At 59.5% G+C, this 17,130-nt stretch carries 12 protein-coding genes; 5 read left to right on the top strand and 7 right to left on the bottom strand.

Annotated features, from left to right (window positions below; genetic code table 11):
- Positions 1–154: 154 nt before the first annotated feature.
- Together VQ575_RS16150 and VQ575_RS16145 are read left to right on the top strand one after the other, a co-directional pair.
- Positions 155–2,266: an ATP-binding protein gene (locus VQ575_RS16150; protein WP_198725351.1), complete on the top strand. Its 2,112-nt coding sequence runs from the start codon at positions 155–157 to the stop codon at positions 2,264–2,266.
- Between the two features lie 95 nt (positions 2,267–2,361).
- Complete coding sequence (locus VQ575_RS16145; RefSeq protein WP_039589269.1) at positions 2,362–2,628, top strand: hypothetical protein; 267 nt, start codon at positions 2,362–2,364, stop codon at positions 2,626–2,628.
- A gap of 49 nt (positions 2,629–2,677) precedes the next feature.
- Here the strand turns inward: VQ575_RS16145 and VQ575_RS16140 are convergent, their stop codons facing one another.
- Positions 2,678–3,199, bottom strand: a complete 522-nt coding sequence (locus VQ575_RS16140) for a DUF4142 domain-containing protein (protein WP_045156425.1) — start codon at positions 3,197–3,199, stop codon at positions 2,678–2,680.
- A 36-nt stretch (positions 3,200–3,235) separates the two neighbouring features.
- Between VQ575_RS16140 and VQ575_RS27285 the strand changes: the two genes are divergently transcribed.
- Positions 3,236–3,649 carry a YdcH family protein gene (locus tag VQ575_RS27285; protein ID WP_411829900.1) on the top strand — a complete coding sequence of 138 codons (414 nt, stop codon included), beginning with the start codon at positions 3,236–3,238 and terminating at the stop codon, positions 3,647–3,649.
- A gap of 81 nt (positions 3,650–3,730) precedes the next feature.
- Here VQ575_RS27285 and VQ575_RS16130 read toward each other — a convergent pair whose 3' ends face one another.
- The 3 genes from VQ575_RS16130 to VQ575_RS16120 form a co-directional block, all read right to left on the bottom strand.
- Positions 3,731–4,594, bottom strand: a complete 864-nt coding sequence (locus VQ575_RS16130) for a LysR family transcriptional regulator (RefSeq protein ID WP_198725354.1) — start codon at positions 4,592–4,594, stop codon at positions 3,731–3,733.
- Positions 4,595–4,701: 107 nt separating this feature from the next.
- On the bottom strand, positions 4,702–5,019 hold the full coding sequence (locus tag VQ575_RS16125) for an SCP2 sterol-binding domain-containing protein (protein WP_007959502.1): 318 nt from the start codon (positions 5,017–5,019) through the stop codon (positions 4,702–4,704).
- A gap of 52 nt (positions 5,020–5,071) precedes the next feature.
- The gene (locus VQ575_RS16120) at positions 5,072–5,782 is read right to left on the bottom strand and encodes a histidine phosphatase family protein (RefSeq protein ID WP_039589282.1); all 711 of its coding nucleotides are present in this window, start codon (positions 5,780–5,782) and stop codon (positions 5,072–5,074) included.
- 226 nt (positions 5,783–6,008) lie between these two features.
- Here VQ575_RS16120 and sohB point away from each other — a divergent pair, with 226 nt between their 5' ends.
- Positions 6,009–7,040, top strand: a complete 1,032-nt coding sequence (gene sohB / locus VQ575_RS16115; protein ID WP_325917947.1) for a protease SohB — start codon at positions 6,009–6,011, stop codon at positions 7,038–7,040.
- Between the two features lie 104 nt (positions 7,041–7,144).
- On the opposite strand, the gene VQ575_RS16110 is transcribed toward sohB, so the two are convergent.
- The 3 genes from VQ575_RS16110 to VQ575_RS16100 all read right to left on the bottom strand — a co-directional run bounded on the left by VQ575_RS16110 (position 7,145) and on the right by VQ575_RS16100 (position 9,980).
- Positions 7,145–7,639, bottom strand: coding sequence for a DUF934 domain-containing protein (locus tag VQ575_RS16110; RefSeq protein WP_030137966.1), 495 nt, complete (start codon positions 7,637–7,639; stop codon positions 7,145–7,147).
- Positions 7,623–9,281, bottom strand: a complete 1,659-nt coding sequence (locus VQ575_RS16105; RefSeq protein ID WP_039589285.1) for a nitrite/sulfite reductase — start codon at positions 9,279–9,281, stop codon at positions 7,623–7,625. Before VQ575_RS16105 ends, VQ575_RS16110 begins: the two co-directional genes overlap by 17 nt.
- 480 nt (positions 9,282–9,761) lie before the next feature.
- Positions 9,762–9,980, bottom strand: a complete 219-nt coding sequence (locus VQ575_RS16100; protein WP_024781254.1) for a DUF2970 domain-containing protein — start codon at positions 9,978–9,980, stop codon at positions 9,762–9,764.
- Positions 9,981–10,151: 171 nt separating this feature from the next.
- On the opposite strand from VQ575_RS16100, the gene VQ575_RS16095 reads away from it, so the two are divergent.
- Positions 10,152–17,033 (top strand): NEL-type E3 ubiquitin ligase domain-containing protein, encoded by a 6,882-nt coding sequence (locus VQ575_RS16095; RefSeq protein ID WP_325917946.1) that lies wholly within the window; start codon positions 10,152–10,154, stop codon positions 17,031–17,033.
- Positions 17,034–17,130: the final 97 nt, after the last annotated feature.

Here is a 17,130-nt window from a genome sequence, read left to right as displayed (position 1 = left end):
GAACCCTGTGGTGAGGGAGCTTGCTCCCTCACCACAGGAATCGGCGCAAGGATTTCAACATGAAACCAATTGCCAACCCCGCGCTCGAAGCACTAGCACAAGGGACTTGTGGTATGCCGCTTCCCTGCTGGTAGCTTGAGGTGAGAGACGTTCCATGAAGTTCTTATCCCAGAGTAACGGGTGTCCCGGTTGGGACGGAGAAATGGCCCGGCGAATCCGGGCCTACGACTGGAGTCGCACAGAGTTGGGTGCGATCGAGCACTGGTCCGCCAGCCTGCGCAGCGCAGTCCAGCTGATGCTCGCTTCGCCATTGCCGATGGTCATGTTGTGGGGCCGCCAAGGCTTCATGATTTATAACGACGCCTATGCCGAATTCGCTGGCGGTCGCCATCCCTACCTGCTGGGGAGCGCGGTGGAGCTGGGATGGCCGGAAGTCGCCGAATTCAACCGCCACGTGCTGGACGTGTGCCTGGCTGGCGGCACCTTGTCCTACCGCAACAAGGAGCTGGTGCTGCTGCGCGACGGCAAGCCTGAAGACGTCTGGATGGACCTCTATTACAGCCCGGTGCCCGACGATGACCAATCGCCCGCGGGCGTTCTGGCGATCGTGGTAGAAACCACCGAGCTGGTGCTGAGCGAGCGGGCCCGGCAAGAGGCCGAGCGCAGCTATCGAGCGGTCAACGAGCGTATCCAGCTGGCGCTTTCGGCCGGGCCGTTGCTAGGGTCGTTCGTCTGGGATATCGCCACCGACACACTGTCGGGCGACGATCGTTTCGCCCGTACGTTTGGTTATCCGCCCGAATGCCCGCTGGACGCACTGCCCATCGACATCGCTCGGCAGCGAATTCATCCCGATGACATCGACGACGTCGAACAACGGGTCGACTTGACCGTGCGCACGGGTGCTCCCTACACCGCCGAATATCGTTTGCGCCGCGGCGAAAGCGATTACCTTTGGGTGTTGGCCAGTGGTCGATGCGAGTTCGATGCATTGGGCAAGCCCCTGCGTTTTCCGGGTGTGCTGATCGACATCAACGAGCGCAAGACCGCCGAAGCGTCGCTGCTCAAATTCACCCGCGACCTGGAACAACGCGTTGCCAATGAGGTACAGGCACGGTTGGCGGCAGAGGAGCAGTTGCGCCAATCGCAGAAGCTCGAAGCCATCGGCGGTCTCACCGGAGGCGTCGCCCATGACTTCAACAACCTGCTCCAAGTGATCGCCGGCCACCTGCATTTGCTGGCTCGCCATGAGCCTGACAATCCCAACGTGCAACGGCGGGTCGGCGCATCCATTGAAGCCGTGGAGCGGGGCGCCAAGCTGTCGTCGCAGTTACTGGCTTTTGCTCGTCGCCAGCCGTTGTCCCCGGCGGTCTACAATCCCCGGCGCATCTATGATGGCCTGGGTGAATTGTTGCAGCGGGCGCTGGGCGAAACCATCCGCATCGAGGTGTCGTTGCCCGCTGAGCCGTGGTGCATCCACGTCGATCGCAACCAGTTGGAAAATGCCTTGCTGAACCTGGCGATCAATGCGCGCGACGCCATGGGGGGCGAAGGGGTCATCAGCATGCTGGGGGAAAACATTGCCTTGGACGAATCGTCCTGCGCCGGCAAAGGGGTTGCGGCGGGGGATTACGTGCGACTTTCGGTGGTCGATCGTGGCGTTGGAATGGCTCCCGAAGTCCTGAACCAAGTATTCGAGCCGTTTTTCACCACCAAGACCGACGGCCAAGGCACGGGGCTTGGATTGAGCATGGTGTTCGGGTTCGTCAAGCAGAGTGGCGGGCATATCGAAATTTCCAGCCTCCCGGGTGAAGGCACTCAAGTGCATATGTATTTTCCCCGCAGCCACAAGCCCGAAGCTCCGGAACAGACGCACCCCCGCGAGCTTCAGCCAGGCCTCGAGGAAACCATCCTGGTGGTCGAGGATAACGATGAGGTGCGCGGCGCCTCGGTGGAGTTGCTGGAGCAGTTCGGCTATCGGACGCTAACCGCCGCCAACGGCGACGAGGCCATGAAACTGCTGCTCGACGGCGTTTCGGTGGACCTGATCTTTACCGACGTGGTCATGCCCGGCCTGATCAAGAGTTCCGACCTGGCGGCCTGGGCCAAGGTGCAGACCCCGCCGGTGCCGGTATTGTTCACGTCGGGGCACACCCGCGACATCATTTCGCGCAACCATCAGTTGAGCCCCGATACGCACCTGCTGAGCAAACCCTACAGCCCGGATGCCTTGGTGCGAATGATCAGTTCGGTGCTGGGCAATTGAGTCCGGGGTTGTAAAAAATGGAACCCAAGCCGCTGTCCTGCCTTCGAATGACCAGGGCCGATCACTCTCCGGCCTTGTCATGAATGAGGTGTCCAATGAGCGATCCTGCAAATACCCAGCAACAAGGCCAGACGCAAAACCCGTCCTCGCGTAACGATCCGGCCGTCGACCCTCAAGTGTCGGGTAGCCAGCCCGCCGGCCCGGCTGGAGCGCACGAGGCTCATAGTGCTGCCCATGAGGTCGATCAGAAGAATCACCATCAGGATAATGACAATACCTATAGCCCGGGTTTCAAGCCGGAGCCGGATCGGGCCGGGCCCGGTGACAAGACTGATGCTGATATTGATACGGCTGATAGCTGATCAACAAAAAGCCCGACTCGATAGTCGGGCTTTCTTATTTGATATGGCGTTATTTACTTGGGTGGGCCGCTTGAAGTTTCTTGGCCATCTCCAAGTGATGCTGTAAATCCGGCAGCATTTTCTGGGCAAAGGCTTTCAGCTCAGTACTGCCAGGTTTTTTGTCGTCCGTGACGGTCTCTGCTTCTTTCTTGAACAGGGCGATGGTTTCTTCGTGGGCCATCACCTGGTTGTTGGCGTAGGCCGGATCGAAGGACTCGTCCCGCACGTCGAGAATCTTGGCCTTGGCTTTTTTCATCAACGTGGTGTCGTCAGGCACTTCGATGTCATGTTTTTGCGCCAGCGCCTTCAACTCTTCGTTGGCTTTGGTGTGATCGGCAATCATCTTGTTGGCGAACTCCTTGATGTCCGCCGATTGGCTTTTTTGCAGCGCCATCTTGCTGGTTTCGATTTCCGCAATGCCGCCGGCCGCCGCGTTGTCGACAAAGTCGTTGGACGTCGCGGCCCATGCCATGCCCATGCTGCTACTCAGGGCAACAGCCAGGCCGAGTTGACGCAGGGTAAATCTGTCCATAGGTCAGTCTCCACACAGGTTATACAGGTGATTCTCGTGGTACTGATCAATGGAGGGGAAAGCGCGGCGGAAGGTTTGATCGGAGCGCGTCGTGGCACGACGAACGGTCACCGCTGGTCGGATTGGCGGTCGACAGAACCCGACCGGCAAGGCCATGCTGCTGACAGGCAGCGCCCCGAAAAGCGCGTGCCGTCGAACTCACTAAGGAGGTGCTCCATGCCGGTGTCCCATGATCTCTGCCAGGATCTGAAGTGCACAGAAGAAGACATCCTGAAAAAACGCCGCGAGGACGAGAGTCTCGACGCGCTGATCAAAAAATACGCCAAGCTTGATGCCGAGGTGGTAAAGGCCGAGAAACCACCCGCTGTGCTGTCCGACGCCGCTCTGGAGACGCTCAAGAAGGAACGGCTGCAGGTCAAGGACCAGATCGCCGCGCTGATGCAGAATTAGCCGTAACGGCCATCTGCCAAGCGTTTTTGGGGTGAGGGAGCTTGCTCCCGTTGGGCCGCGAGGCGGCCCCACCCGAACTCATCAGCCCAGCGGATCCCAGCGCTGGGACCAGTCGCTGCCGGTCTTGACGATGTCCCGCAGGACTTCGAATGCCTGCTGCAATGCTGCCGAATCCCGGTCCCTGGAATACACCAGATAAGTGGGGTAATTGAATTCCGGCGCCTTGGGCACTCGCTCCAGGATGCCGCTGTCCAGGTAGCTCTGCACGACCCGGGTGCGGAAATAACCGCTGCCGCCGTTTTCCAGGATGTACTGCAACGCCAGGGGGCCAAGATTGAACGTCACGGCGGCCTTGGCCTTGTCCGGCAGTGCCGTGTCGTGCTGCCGTCGGAAGTCGGCGCTCCAGTCGATGTAGACATAGGGCTCGGGGCGAGCGGCCAGGCGCACCAGGATCAGCTTTTCTTCCAGCAATTGCTCGACTTGCAGCCTCGGCCAATACTCGGGCTGATACACCACCGCGGCATCCAGCAGCCCCAATTCCAATTGCTGCAACAGTTTCTCGCCGTCGCGGATGTCCATGCGCAGGGCATGGCCGGGGATCTTCTGGCGCAGCTCCCCGGCCCAGGCAAGCATCAACGGATTGCACAAGCTGACCTCGCCACCAAGATGCAAGACGTTGCGATAGCCCTCGGGCAATGGCAGGTCGCGACGGGCGGCCTCCCAGGTCTGCACGAGCTGGTTGGCATAGACCACGAAGGCTTCGCCATCGGTGGTCAGTCGTGCGCCGGCGCGGTTGCGCACGAACAACGCGCAGCCGAGTTGACTTTCGAGCTTCTGTACCCGGGCGGTGATCGCCGTCTGGGTGACATGCAGTTTTTCCGCCGCAGCGGCAAGGCTGCCATGGCGAACGATTTCCAGAAAGGTACGGGCGAGGTCGATGTCCATGTTCAGGCCGAGGCGGATGGAACGTGCATTGTAAGAGTTTCAGGCGAGAAACAAAAAATCCCGCCACGAGGGCGGGATTTGGGTACAGCCAGGATTCGGACCCGATCTCAGGCTGGGAACAGCTCGGACAGTTTCATCGACAGCATCATGTCGCCTTCAACCCGCAGCTTGCCGCCCATGAACGCCTGCATGCCGTCGGTTTCGCCGCTGACGATGCCCTTGAGGGTCTCGCTGTCCAGGACCAGCGTGCAGTTGGCGTCTGGATTCTCGCCTTCTTGAATGTCGCAAGTGCCGTCCTTGACGATCAGGGCATACTGCTTGTCTTCGTCGGTGATGTTGAAACCGAATACCAGGTCCAGGCCGGCAGCGGCGGCTGGGTTGAACTTGGCTTGCATGGCTTTTACGGCGTCGGCTACGGAGGTCATGGTTTCGATCCTTATTCGGGGTGATACAGCAAGGGTCTACAGCGAACCGGACTCAGCGGAAGGTGATGAGGTCCGGGGTCTTCAACAGCTGCAGGTGGGCATGACTGTTGAAGGAAGCCAGGGCCACCTCGCGCCCCCTGAATTTCAGTTGGTTGAGCGAGGTGTTGACGATCTGCCAGTTCAGCTCGAAGGCCTGTCTGGCGGGCATCTGGGTAATCAAGTGGAGCAGGGCGGTGATGGTCCCGCCGGACGTGAACACGGCGATCTTGTGGGTCTTGTCGGCATTGTCGAGGATGCGGTGCAGGCCAGCCTGGACTCGCTCGACGAAACCCAGCCAGCTTTCGAGGCCCGGTGGGTCGTATCGACCGCTGAGCCAGCGCTCGACGATCAGGGCGAAGATGCGTTGGAATTCGGCGCGGTTCTGCGCGGCGTTGCGCAAGATGTCGAGAGCTTCGGGCTCCTGGGACAGCATGTCCGGCAGCAGGGCGCGGATCACCGCGTCGGCATCGAATTCGTTGAAGGCAGCGTCGATTTCCAGTTCGGGAACCGGCAGGCCGGCGGTAGTCATCTGGCCCAGCGCGCCGGTGGCGGTGTCTTGCTGGCGACGCAGGTCACCCGAGAGGCAGCGATCGAACACGACACCCAGTTCCGCCAGGTGACTGCCCAGCACTTGCGCCTGGCGAATGCCATTGGGCGAAAGGACATCGTAGTCATCCGCACCAAAGGAGGCCTGGCCATGTCGAATCAGATAAATGCTGCCCACGTCCGCGTCATCCCGGTACGTTGAAGGTTTGGCGAGGTTATGAGGATGGCGGTGGCCTGTCAATGAAAAAACATACGCTTGTTTGAAATGCTCGTTACAGCCTTATCGTGGCGTGTCCAAGCGAACGTAACCACAGATTTCATGGCTGGCAGCAGGGCAGGCGCATGGGTATGCTGGCAGCGTTACGCGCCTGCGTTCAGTGGCGCATTGCATTTAAGGAGTCGCTGTGGAGTTTTTTGTCGAATACGCCGGTTTCCTGGCCAAGACGGTGACATTGGTGATTGCCATCATGGTGGTCATGGCCAGTTTCGCTGCGCTGCGCAGCAAGGGGCGGCGCAAGTCGGTGGGGCAGTTGCAAGTCAGCAAGCTCAACGACTTCTATAAAGGATTGCGTGAGCGCCTGGAGCAGACCCTGCTGGACAAGGACCAGCTCAAGGCCCTGCGCAAGAGCCAAGGCAAGGCGGAAAAAGCCGAGAAAAAACAAAAGGACAAACCGGCGGCCAAGTCCCGGGTCTTCGTGCTGGATTTCGACGGTGACATCAAGGCATCCGCCACCGAAAGCCTGCGCCACGAAATCACGGCGCTGCTGACCCTGGCGACCCCGAAGGACGAAGTGGTCCTGCGCCTGGAAAGCGGTGGCGGCATGGTCCACAGCTACGGCCTGGCCTCGTCGCAACTGGCGCGGATCCGCCAGGCTGGCGTGCCGTTGACGGTGTGCATCGACAAGGTGGCGGCCAGCGGCGGCTACATGATGGCGTGCATCGGCGAGAAGATCATCAGCGCCCCGTTCGCCATTCTCGGCTCCATCGGCGTCGTGGCCCAGTTGCCCAACGTCAACCGCCTGCTGAAGAAACACGACATCGATTTCGAAGTGCTGACCGCTGGCGAGTACAAACGCACCTTGACGGTGTTTGGCGAGAATACCGAGAAGGGCCGGGAGAAATTCCAGGAAGACCTGGACATCACCCATGAGCTGTTCAAGAACTTCGTCGCCACTTACCGTCCGCAACTGGCAATCGACGAAGTGGCCACCGGCGAAGTCTGGCTCGGTGTTGCCGCGCTGGAAAAGCGCCTGGTAGACGAGCTCAAGACCAGCGATGAATACCTGGCCGAACGAGCCAAGGGCGCCGAGCTTTATCACCTGCACTATGCCGAGCGCAAAAGCCTGCAGGAGCGCATCGGCATGGCAGCGAGCGGTTCGGTGGATCGGGTGTTGCTCAGTTGGTGGAGCCGTTTGACCCAGCAACGGTTCTGGTAACTAGCCAGAAAGTGCTGGCGCCCACAATGGATTCGAGGTGGGCTTGCTCACAAAAAAAGCCCTGGACCGGTCACCCGGTCCAGGGCTTTTTCATGCATCAGGTTTCAGCGACGACGAAACAGCGGCAGCGGCTCGTCAGTGGCGGCCTGATAAGTCACCGAGAAATCCTTGAGGCTTTCAAGGGCTTCGTACGGGTCCTTGTCGGCACGCAGGGCAAAGGCGTCGAACCCGCAACGGCGCATGTAGAACAACTGGTCGCGCAGCACGTCGCCAATGGCGCGCAATTCACCCTTGAAACCATAGCGTTCACGCAACAGGCGGGCATTGGAGTAGCTGCGCCCATCGGTGAAGGCCGGGAAGTTCAGGGCGATGACTTGGAGCTGGTTGGCGTCATCACCGATTTCTTCCGCTTCCTCGTCGGCGTCCAGCCACACACCCAGGCCGCCGTCGCGGGCCTTGAGGGCGTGGGCGTGATCGCGCCAGAGGGCCAGGGGCACGATCAGATCGTCGCAGTTGGAAATGCCATCGAGAGTCGCGTCCTTGGGCAGCAGGTGCCAGGTCTCGTCGATGACTTCGTTGTTCTTAATGATTCGCTGCATAGACGCGTTCCTTGAAGAGGTCGATGCCGATACGTTGATAAGTGTCGATGAAACGCTCGTCTTCGGTACGTTGTTCGATGTACACGTCGATCAGCTTCTCGATCACGTCCGGCATGTCATCCTGGGCAAACGATGGGCCGAGGATCTTGCCCAGGCTGGCGTCGCGGCTGCCGCTGCCGCCGAGGGAGACCTGGTAGAACTCTTCGCCTTTCTTGTCCACGCCGAGGATGCCGATGTGGCCGACGTGGTGGTGGCCACAGGCGTTCATGCACCCGGAAATGTTCAGGTCCAGTTCGCCGATGTCGAACAGGTAGTCCAAGTCGTCGAAACGGCGCTGGATCGATTCGGCGATCGGGATCGACTTGGCGTTCGCCAGGGAGCAGAAGTCGCCACCCGGGCAGCAGATCATGTCGGTCAGCAGGCCGATGTTCGGCGTGGCAAAGCCTTGTTCGCGCAGCTCGCCCCACAGGGTGAACAACTGGCTCTGTTCAACGTCCGCCAGGATGATGTTCTGCTCGTGGGAAGTGCGCAGTTGGCCGAAGCTGTAGCGCTCGGCCAGGTCGGCCACGGCGTCCAGTTGCTTGTCGGTGATGTCGCCAGGCGCAACGCCGGTTGGTTTCAGCGACAGGGTCACCGCAACGTAGCCCGGCTTCTTGTGCTTGAGGGTGTTGCGAGTACGCCAGCGGGCGAAACCCGGGTGTTCCTTGTCGAGGGCAGCCAGTTCGCCGTCCTGGTTGTCCAGGGCCTTATAGGCTGGATCGACGAAGTGCTTGGCGACACGATGCACTTCGGCTTCGGTCAGGGTGGTCTGGCCGCCACGCAGGTGGACCATCTCGGCCTCGACCTTCTCGGCGAACACTTCAGGCGTCAGGGCCTTGACCAGAATCTTGATCCGCGCCTTGTACTTGTTGTCGCGACGGCCATAACGGTTGTACACCCGCAGGATGGCGTCGAGGTAACTGAGCAAGTCCTGCCACGGCAGGAATTCGTTGATGAACGCGCCGACCACCGGTGTACGGCCCAGGCCGCCGCCCACCAGCACACGGAAGCCCAGCTCGCCGGCGGCGTTGTAGACCGTCTCCAGGCCGATGTCATGGACTTCGATGGCCGCGCGGTCCGAGCTCGATCCGTTGATGGCGATCTTGAACTTGCGCGGCAGATAGGCAAATTCGGGGTGGAACGTCGTCCATTGACGAACGATTTCGCACCATGGACGTGGATCGATCAGCTCGTCGGCCGCGACGCCGGCAAACTGGTCGGTGGTGACGTTGCGCAGGCAGTTGCCGCTGGTCTGAATCGCGTGCATCTGCACGGTGGCCAGTTCGGCCAGGATCTCAGGGACATCTTCCAGGGCCGGCCAGTTGTACTGGACGTTCTGCCGGGTACTGATGTGGGCGTAGCCCTTGTCATAGTCGCGGGCAATCTGGGCCAGCTTGCGCACCTGGCGCGAGGTCAGTTGGCCATAAGGCACGGCCACGCGCAGCATCGGCGCGAAGCGCTGGATATACAGGCCATTCTGCAAGCGCAGAGGGCGGAACTCTTCTTCGCTCAGCTCGCCTGCCAGATAGCGTCGGGTCTGATCACGGAACTGCTTGACGCGGTCCTCGATGATCCGCTGATCGTACTCGTCATATACGTACATATAAGTCTCGGTCTCAGGCTTGGGCCGATCAGAAACAGCTGCATGTTGGCTCGCTGGAATCGGGTTCTGCCTCGGCAATTCTGCGCGCACGGCCGCGCACTCCTAGGGGAGCCGGTGCAAGATACCTGTTTTGGGTTATGCGCAAAAGTGATGTTTGAGTATATGTAAAGAACCAAATCGACTAATGAGATTGATTATTGCCTAACCCACATTTGTCGTGCGGGCAATCATCGTCTTAACTGTGGACGAGTCCCTATGCAATCACCTACAAAACCGACAAGAGGCGATGCAATGAGCAATCCGACCAAAGCAAGGAAAAGCGACAGCACTGTTGATGCCTGGGCCATTTTGTTCCTGATTATCCTGGTGGTGGGCACGGCGGTGTTCTGGGTCAGTCACCAATAATTTGTCGTCAACGCAATACCCGATGTGGGGGCGGGCTAGCTCGCTCCCACAAGGTTGTGTCGCAGGTAAAAAGCGTTACAACCCCGCCAAGTGCACCACCAGCTTGACGATGCCAAACAGCGTCAAGGCGAAGATCACCGTGAAGGCGATGCCCAATATCACGAAGTGACTCGGCTTGCCGTGGGTAAAGTCCCGGGCGCGGTTCTTGCCGCTCTGCACGCCAAAGGCGGCGGCCAGCACGCTGTGCATCATCTGCAACAGCGTTGGCGGTTTGTTGTCGACTGGATCGTCCATAAATCCCTCACTGAAAGTCATGCCCCCCAAGCATAGTCAAACTGCGCATTCGTGGATGAGTTTGATCGCTCTTGCCTTTCGTTTTAAACATTTTCCAACAGCCTATAACTAAGTACCGCCCATGCGGTTCGTCGAACGGGTCTGCTGTCGCTTCATTCAAAGGAGCGATGTATGCCACCGAATTCCACACAGCGCGGAAAAAAAATACAGCCAATGCCACGGGCCACGGAAAGTCTGCACGCGGACTTTCTGGAAGCTGCCATGCCTGCATGGCTCATCGACGCGTCGACACAACGCAGGCAGGCGCTCAAGCACGTCGCAACGCAGATGCCGACCTGGTACGCGGACGCTTCGCCAGAGCAGCGAAAGGTCCTGGATGACTGTTTCAAAAACAGTGCCGGGGCTCAAAACCAACTGGACAAAACCCTGTCGTCGTTTCTGGACATCGACACGTTTGCCAGGCCGCTGTTGATCCGCGCATTGAAAGATCAGTTCAAGCTGGAGGTGGATGTCGACAAGACGCTGCTACGGCTTATCCGGCCACTTGAAATAACCGTGGTCAAGGTAGAAATTTCTTCGTTCGAACTGTTTAAGTTACCCCTGCTGCAGGTGGCGTTGCACAACTTCGAAAGCTGGGAGTGCGAGCAGGGTGCCTATCATGAAACGTCAGGATTCATGGTAACGACGGACGCACCTGGCATTGACGTGCCCGTGGCGTTGGACTTGTCGGTCGGTCAGTTCCTCAGCTTGTGCCGCACCCTGGATATCGGTGCGAAGTACCAAGCCTATCTCAAGTCTTTTTTCTACCCGGCGGACGCCACGGCCGAAACAATCCTTCGTCAGCACTTCATTGCCAGCCAGAAAGCCGCGTTGAGGGCCGCAGCCGAACAAGCGCTGTTGGCAGGGGATATCGAGCCAGGAGACCACGCGATGATTGTCTCGGTCATCCAGGGTGAAAATAGCCCTCTGCTGGGCGGCAAGCCGGTCTGGTTCGAAGACATGTCCCTGATGAAGCAAAGACTGGTGGGTTGTGTCGCGTTCTCGATCTGTGAAATGCATCGCTACAGCGATGAAATGATTCTCTATATTCCCCATGACCCGAAGCATCCGCTGAAGCGTTACAACGGCGACCAGCTGGAAACGCGCTTCAGGCAATTGCTCACCACGCCTGATACCGAGCAATCGCAGGGCAGCGGTCCGACCCCTTATCAGCGCTTTTTCAGTCAATTCATGGCCTATGACAAGCGGCCTTATTATTTCAGCCGATTTGTCCAGCAAGAGGCCGGCATATCCAGCATTCAATTGCCTGCGCCGTGGCTGGGCGTAATCGAACCTATCGTTCCTCCTTCACTGATGATCCATTTTCCAGGACTGCCGCCCGACCCTACAAAGGCGAGGCGCGAACCTGATCCTTACATCGCCGCTTCGACACTTCCCCAAAAAGGCCGGTCGTTATGGGCCGATAACCTGGATCCGTGGCAGTACCTCTACGATCGGCACCGTGAAAAAATCCTCGCCGATGCGCGCAGTCATGCGGTCCCTACGGCGGACATCGACGCCAAGGCAAGGCAGGAAAAACTGGCCAACCTGCTGCAGATAGGCCTGTCTGCGGTGAACATGTTGTCCATGTTCGTTCCAGTGCTAGGCGAGGCCATGATGGTGATCATGGCGGGCCAGTTGTTGTACGAAACCCTTGAAGGAGCAGTCGAGTGGGGGGAGGGTGACAAACGGGCAGCCAGGGGGCACTTGATCGATATCGCGGAAAACCTCGCAGTGATGGGCGTGATGGCCGGTGTGGGGGCCGGGCTCGGCAAGATGGCTGCGGTCAAGCCTGAACCCCTGATCGAGCGCCTGGAGCCGGTGACCTTGCCTGATGGCAAAACTCGCCTGTGGCGGCCGGATCTGAGTCGCTATGAAAGCAGCGTAACCCTCACCGATGCGAGCACTCCAAACGCGCTGGGGCAATACGAGGTGGATGCAAAGACCTACATCCGCCTGGGGGGAAAACTCTATGAGCAGTCTTTCGATGCGTCGATACACAAATGGCGCATCAAACATCCGACGGACAAGTCGGCTTATCAGCCCATCCTCCTGCATAACGGCAGCGGAGCCTGGCGGCATTCGCTGGAGCGGCCGATGGCCTGGGATCGCCTGACGCTGCTGCGGCGCATGGGTCATGAAACCGCAGCGTTTTCCGATGAGGTGCTGCTCAGCCTCGCCGATATCAGCGGTGTCAGCGACGACACGCTACGCAAAACGCACATGGACCGTACGACGCCGCCTCCTGAGCTGAGGGATGCGATGCGCCTGTTCAAGGCGGATGCGCAAGCAGGCCGGATGATTGACCAGTGGCAAGGCGCAGCAAGACCGGGAGAGGTTACCCGGCAGCAGATCTTTGAAAGCCTTTATAAGGGCGCGGACCCCGTGGACGCTCGGATCAGGATTCTGCAACGTGAGTGTCCTGGCCTTAGCGAGGCGGCGGCCGAGGAGGTCATCGCCCACGGTAGCGCTGCAGATCTGGCCCGTCTTGGCGCGAGGCGCCGCGCGCCGTTGAACATGCTCGAAGAGGCTCGCTGGTATGCACGCCAAGGGCGCCAGGTTCGGGCGTATGCGGGATTACGCAGCACCAACATGGCTTCGGCTGACAGCCGGCGCCTGGCATTGCATGCCCTGGAAAGATTGCCGGGATGGCCGGACACGCTGCGTCTGGAAGTGCGCGAGGGAAGCGACGCGGGGGCACTGCTGGACAGCATCGGCGACACGCGTGCGCCACAAAAAAAATACTTGATCAAGAACGGCCCCGACTATCAGGCACTCGATGCGCGTGGGGAAGCCCTCAATAGCGGGGTTCGGCAGGGCGGCGATTTCTACGATTCGATCCTGCATGCGTTGCCCGATGATGTGCGTTCTGGGCTGGGGCTGTCGGAAGGGCAAGGCGCCCAGTTGCAGCGCATGATCATCGATTACGCCGATCTGCACCACAGGGATATGACACCGCTGCTTGAACCCCGCGCCAAACGCTTCAACCCCCCGGTTCGAGTGAGCGCCACGCTCAAGGGGTATTACGCCAGCGGCCGGGGCAGGGGAATGCATCCTTCCATCGAAGCGCGGGTGGAGGCTCTTTATCCCGGCGAACAGCAAGCCGAGGCGTTTATCAGGCAACAACGGGGCAGGACAGAACAGCAAATCTATATGGAGTTGCAAACGCGCCAGCGTGAATGGGAGGCGCTCGATAGCACGCTCGAACAATGGGTGGGAGCGGCGGCGAGCCCGGCTGACGTTCACAAACATCGATTTGCGCAGGCACTCAGGGAGGCTTGGCGCGATCGCCCGTTCGCGGAAACATCTCCCGAGGGCGCGCGGCTAATGCTTTGCTCCGAGGTGCCATTGCCGCCAATTACGGCAAATTTTGCCCACGTGCGTGAGCTTTCGGTGATTGGCAGCGGCCTGACAGACGCCAATGCGGATGCCTTCCTGACGCTTTTTCCCGGAGTCAGGAAATTATCGATTGGCGTTCAGGAATCCGGATTCATCGATCTGTCCCTCGGGCAACAACCGTTGACTACCTTGCCGCACGCGGTGAGCCAGATGCCAGGACTGACCGACTTGCGGTTTTGCACCGCAGCCCACTCACTGGCAGAGAGTTTTGCGCAAAGGCTTATTGCGCTGACGTCGCTGGAGGCGTTGCACATCGATTACTCGGGTTTCGATCCGGCCGTCCTGCATCATCTTGACCTGACGCCGCTGCACCGCTTGCGAACCTTGAAAATCGAGGCGCCTCGGGCACTGTTGCTGTGGCCGGATTACCTACAACGTCTTCCCCGGTTGGAACGCCTGGACCTGACGCGCACATCAATACGCACGCTGCCTGACGCGATATTCCAAGGGCACGAAAGATTGTGGGCTGGCATGTCGCTGAATTGGTCAGCGCTAGCGCCCGAGGTGTTTGGGCGCGCCTACCGTTACGTCAGCGGCTATAGTGGTGAGCTCGGCCATTTGGTTGATCTGAACCACATGCTCGACGAGTACTGTCGCGGGCAATTGCGCTTGTTGGTCGGGGAGCCCGAGTCCTTCGCGCGCCTGCCCGGTCGATTCGACAGCGCTTCAAATACCCCTCAGGAACGGTTTGCCGCGGTGGAAGCAATCCGGGCGGAACACGATGGAATTTTCGCGCAGTTCTTCGAGCCGATGGTACCGGGACGACTTCCAGAGGCCACGCTTTCATCACCGCGCTGGGAGGGGGGCGGTGCCTTGCTTCGAGCATTGCTGGACAACTGGCGTGGCGCTGTTCGACAGCGTCTTGGCTTGCCGACGACTGACATCTCCCGGTTTGAACTGCCTTCCCCCGGTTCGAGTCTTGTCGGTCAGACATTCACAAAACTCCCGGTGTTACCGGCAGCCAGTTTTGCCCATGTACGGACGATGCGCCTGGGATCGCTGGATGTTTCCCCCGAGCAAGCGCGCAGTTTTTTCAGGGCATTCAGCGGCGCACGAACATTGGACGTCAGCGGTAATGGCTTCGCCGAATTGCCTTTTGCCGCTGAAGATTTACCGGCCTTGACGCAACTGGACCTGAGCAACAACAGGCTCATCGTCAATCCCGATGTCCAGGCGCAATTCAATGGCTTGACGCAGCTCGAACAGTTGAATCTGGCGAACAACCCGCTCGAGACCCTTGATGTCAGTGCCCTGACCCGGCTCAAGGCGCTGAACCTCAACGCCACCCGGTTGCAGGTGTGGCCAACCGGCGCCGAGCACCTGCCGCAACTGTCCTGGCTGGATTTGCGGGACAATCAGATACAGTCGCTTGCGCCAACAGTACTGTCCAATGATGACGTCCTGTTGAAGACAAATTTGGCCGGCAACCGCTTCACCCCTGAGGGCGAGGCAGCCTTGCGTGCGGCACATCAGCGAGTCGAAGAGGCAAGAGGGCTTCCCCATGGCGCATTGGCTCGATTTGCCAGGGAGCCTGTGCCGGATCAATTTCCGCCGACAGAAACCAGCGGGTCGATCGCTCAGTTTCTGCTACCGCTCCCCGACCGATCGGCAGTGCCGGACGGCGACGCCGGGCGCGAGCTTCGCCTGCAGCGGCTGGATCCGATCCTGACGCAGGAAGCCGCAGCGCAGAAGCTCGGACAATGGCGCGAAAACGGTATGACCGAGGCGCAAATCGACGACCAGATCAGTCAATGGCATCAATCGTGTGTCTCGCTGACTCGGCGCTTGAATGACTGGCTTTTTACCCGCGAAGTACGAACACCCAGGGGCCTCGTGTCGGCGCAAAGCCGCGCCCTTGCGGCCAAGAGCATTCGCGAGGTTTGGCAGGAAGGGCTGGTACGCGACGACGGAACCGGGCAAACCCTCAATCTGCATGGCTTGCAATTGGGCGACCTGCCTGAGCTCGGTGTGCCGTTTGCCGGCGTGACGACGCTGGAGCTATCGGGGATCTTGTTAACCGAACAAGGTTCTAACGGTTTCTTAGCGTCTTTCCACCATTTGAACCGATTGGACCTGGGCGGCAATGAGTTGAGCGGCATACCCCGCGCGGTCTTGCGCATGGAGCAATTGGAGCACCTGGGATTCGGTTATAACCGCTTGCCGCCTGCGGCTGTTTACCCGCTGTTGACCAATGGGCGTCTGCGTTCGCTTAACCTTTGCATCAATAGACTGGTCACCTTCGATCCTCCGGATTTTGGTCAGATCGAGGCTTTGGATCTTAGCTATAACGAGTTGGAACACTGGCCTAGCCGTCTAATGGAGGCGCGAGAGCTGGGGGTGCTGAACTTGAGTGGCAACGAGCTCACGGATCTCCCGCCGGGGCTGCTGGATGGCAATCACGAGATGCTCGTGGAGGGAATCGACCTGAGTGACAACGAGAACCTGTCGCTCGAGGCGTTTCATGAACTCAGGGACTACCTTGAGCTGAATGACCACGAAGAGGTCATGGGTTTTTCACGAGACGATATCGATAGCTTGATTGCCATGTTTGACGCGCCGCAAGGCGATCTTTCGGACTTTGATGATGGCTCCGATGAGGGGATAGGGGGCAACGTGCATGACGATCCTCATGGCGCTGTCGCTCCGGTCGAGCCTCTTCTCGATCCTTCGGGCGACACATCGGCCGAGGCGTTGGAGCCATGGCTGATCGGTTCAAGCAGTGAACAGATTGCAGCCCGGAGCAGGATCTGGTCGCTATTGGCCGAAGAAAACGATCACGAACGGTTCTTTCAACTGATAGCGTTGTTACGCGACTCGTTCGATTACAGGTATGCCCGCGTGGAGCTGACGCAGCGGGTCTGGAACGTCATGGAGGCGGCCAGCGAAAACAGCGAGTTGCGGCAGTTGTTGTTTCGTGAAGCCGAAACCCACGGTACGTGCATCGATGGCCGCATCCTGACGTTCAGCGAGCTGGAAGTGCGTGTGTTTGTCTTTCAGGCCTTGCGTGACATTCCGCTGGATCGCCCGATCCTCCGGGGCCAGGCGTTGCTGCGCTTGTCGCGGCAATTGTTCCGGCTGGAAAGGGTCGAGACGGTGGCCGAAGCGGCTGGCCAGGGCAGGGATCGGGCAGAGATACGCCTGCGCTATCGCATAGGGCTGACGAGCGGATGGGGCGATGGCATCGACTTGCCGGGGCAGCCTACGCACATGGCATTCGGCGCCCCGATCAGTGGAGAGCGAGCAGTGCGCACGCGCGCCTCGATTCTCGAGGCAGAGCGCACTGATGCGCTGTTGGTGAGCATGGCATCCCGTGATTATTGGACGACCTACCTTCAGGAGCGATATCCAGAACAGATGAGCCACATCAACGAAGCCGTTGCCAATAGGCGCCATGAGCTTTTGGATGAATTGGAGGACCGCAGGGCCGAGGGCACGGTCGATACGGAGCAATACAACCTGCAACTCACTGCGCAGGGCAGAGCGATCGATGCCTTGCGCACTCAGAAACTGGTGGAACTGACGCGAACAGAGATCAGTGACTTGCAGAACGTCGCCGCTGGGACGGAGCCATCCGGTAATCAGTCGCCTCAACCAGGGCCGTCACGCCGTAACTGATCCGCAGTTGCAGATCTGAAGGCCGATCTGTCGATACCGGTGCCGTCGATGGGTCGGTTTGCTGATGTTAGTAGCGTAGGTTTGTCCGCTGCTCTAG

Source organism: Pseudomonas frederiksbergensis (assembly GCF_035751725.1).
Lineage (GTDB): Bacteria > Pseudomonadota > Gammaproteobacteria > Pseudomonadales > Pseudomonadaceae > Aquipseudomonas > Aquipseudomonas frederiksbergensis_A.
Note: the sequence above shows the minus strand (reverse complement) of the source record. Positions and strands in the feature narration are given on the sequence as shown.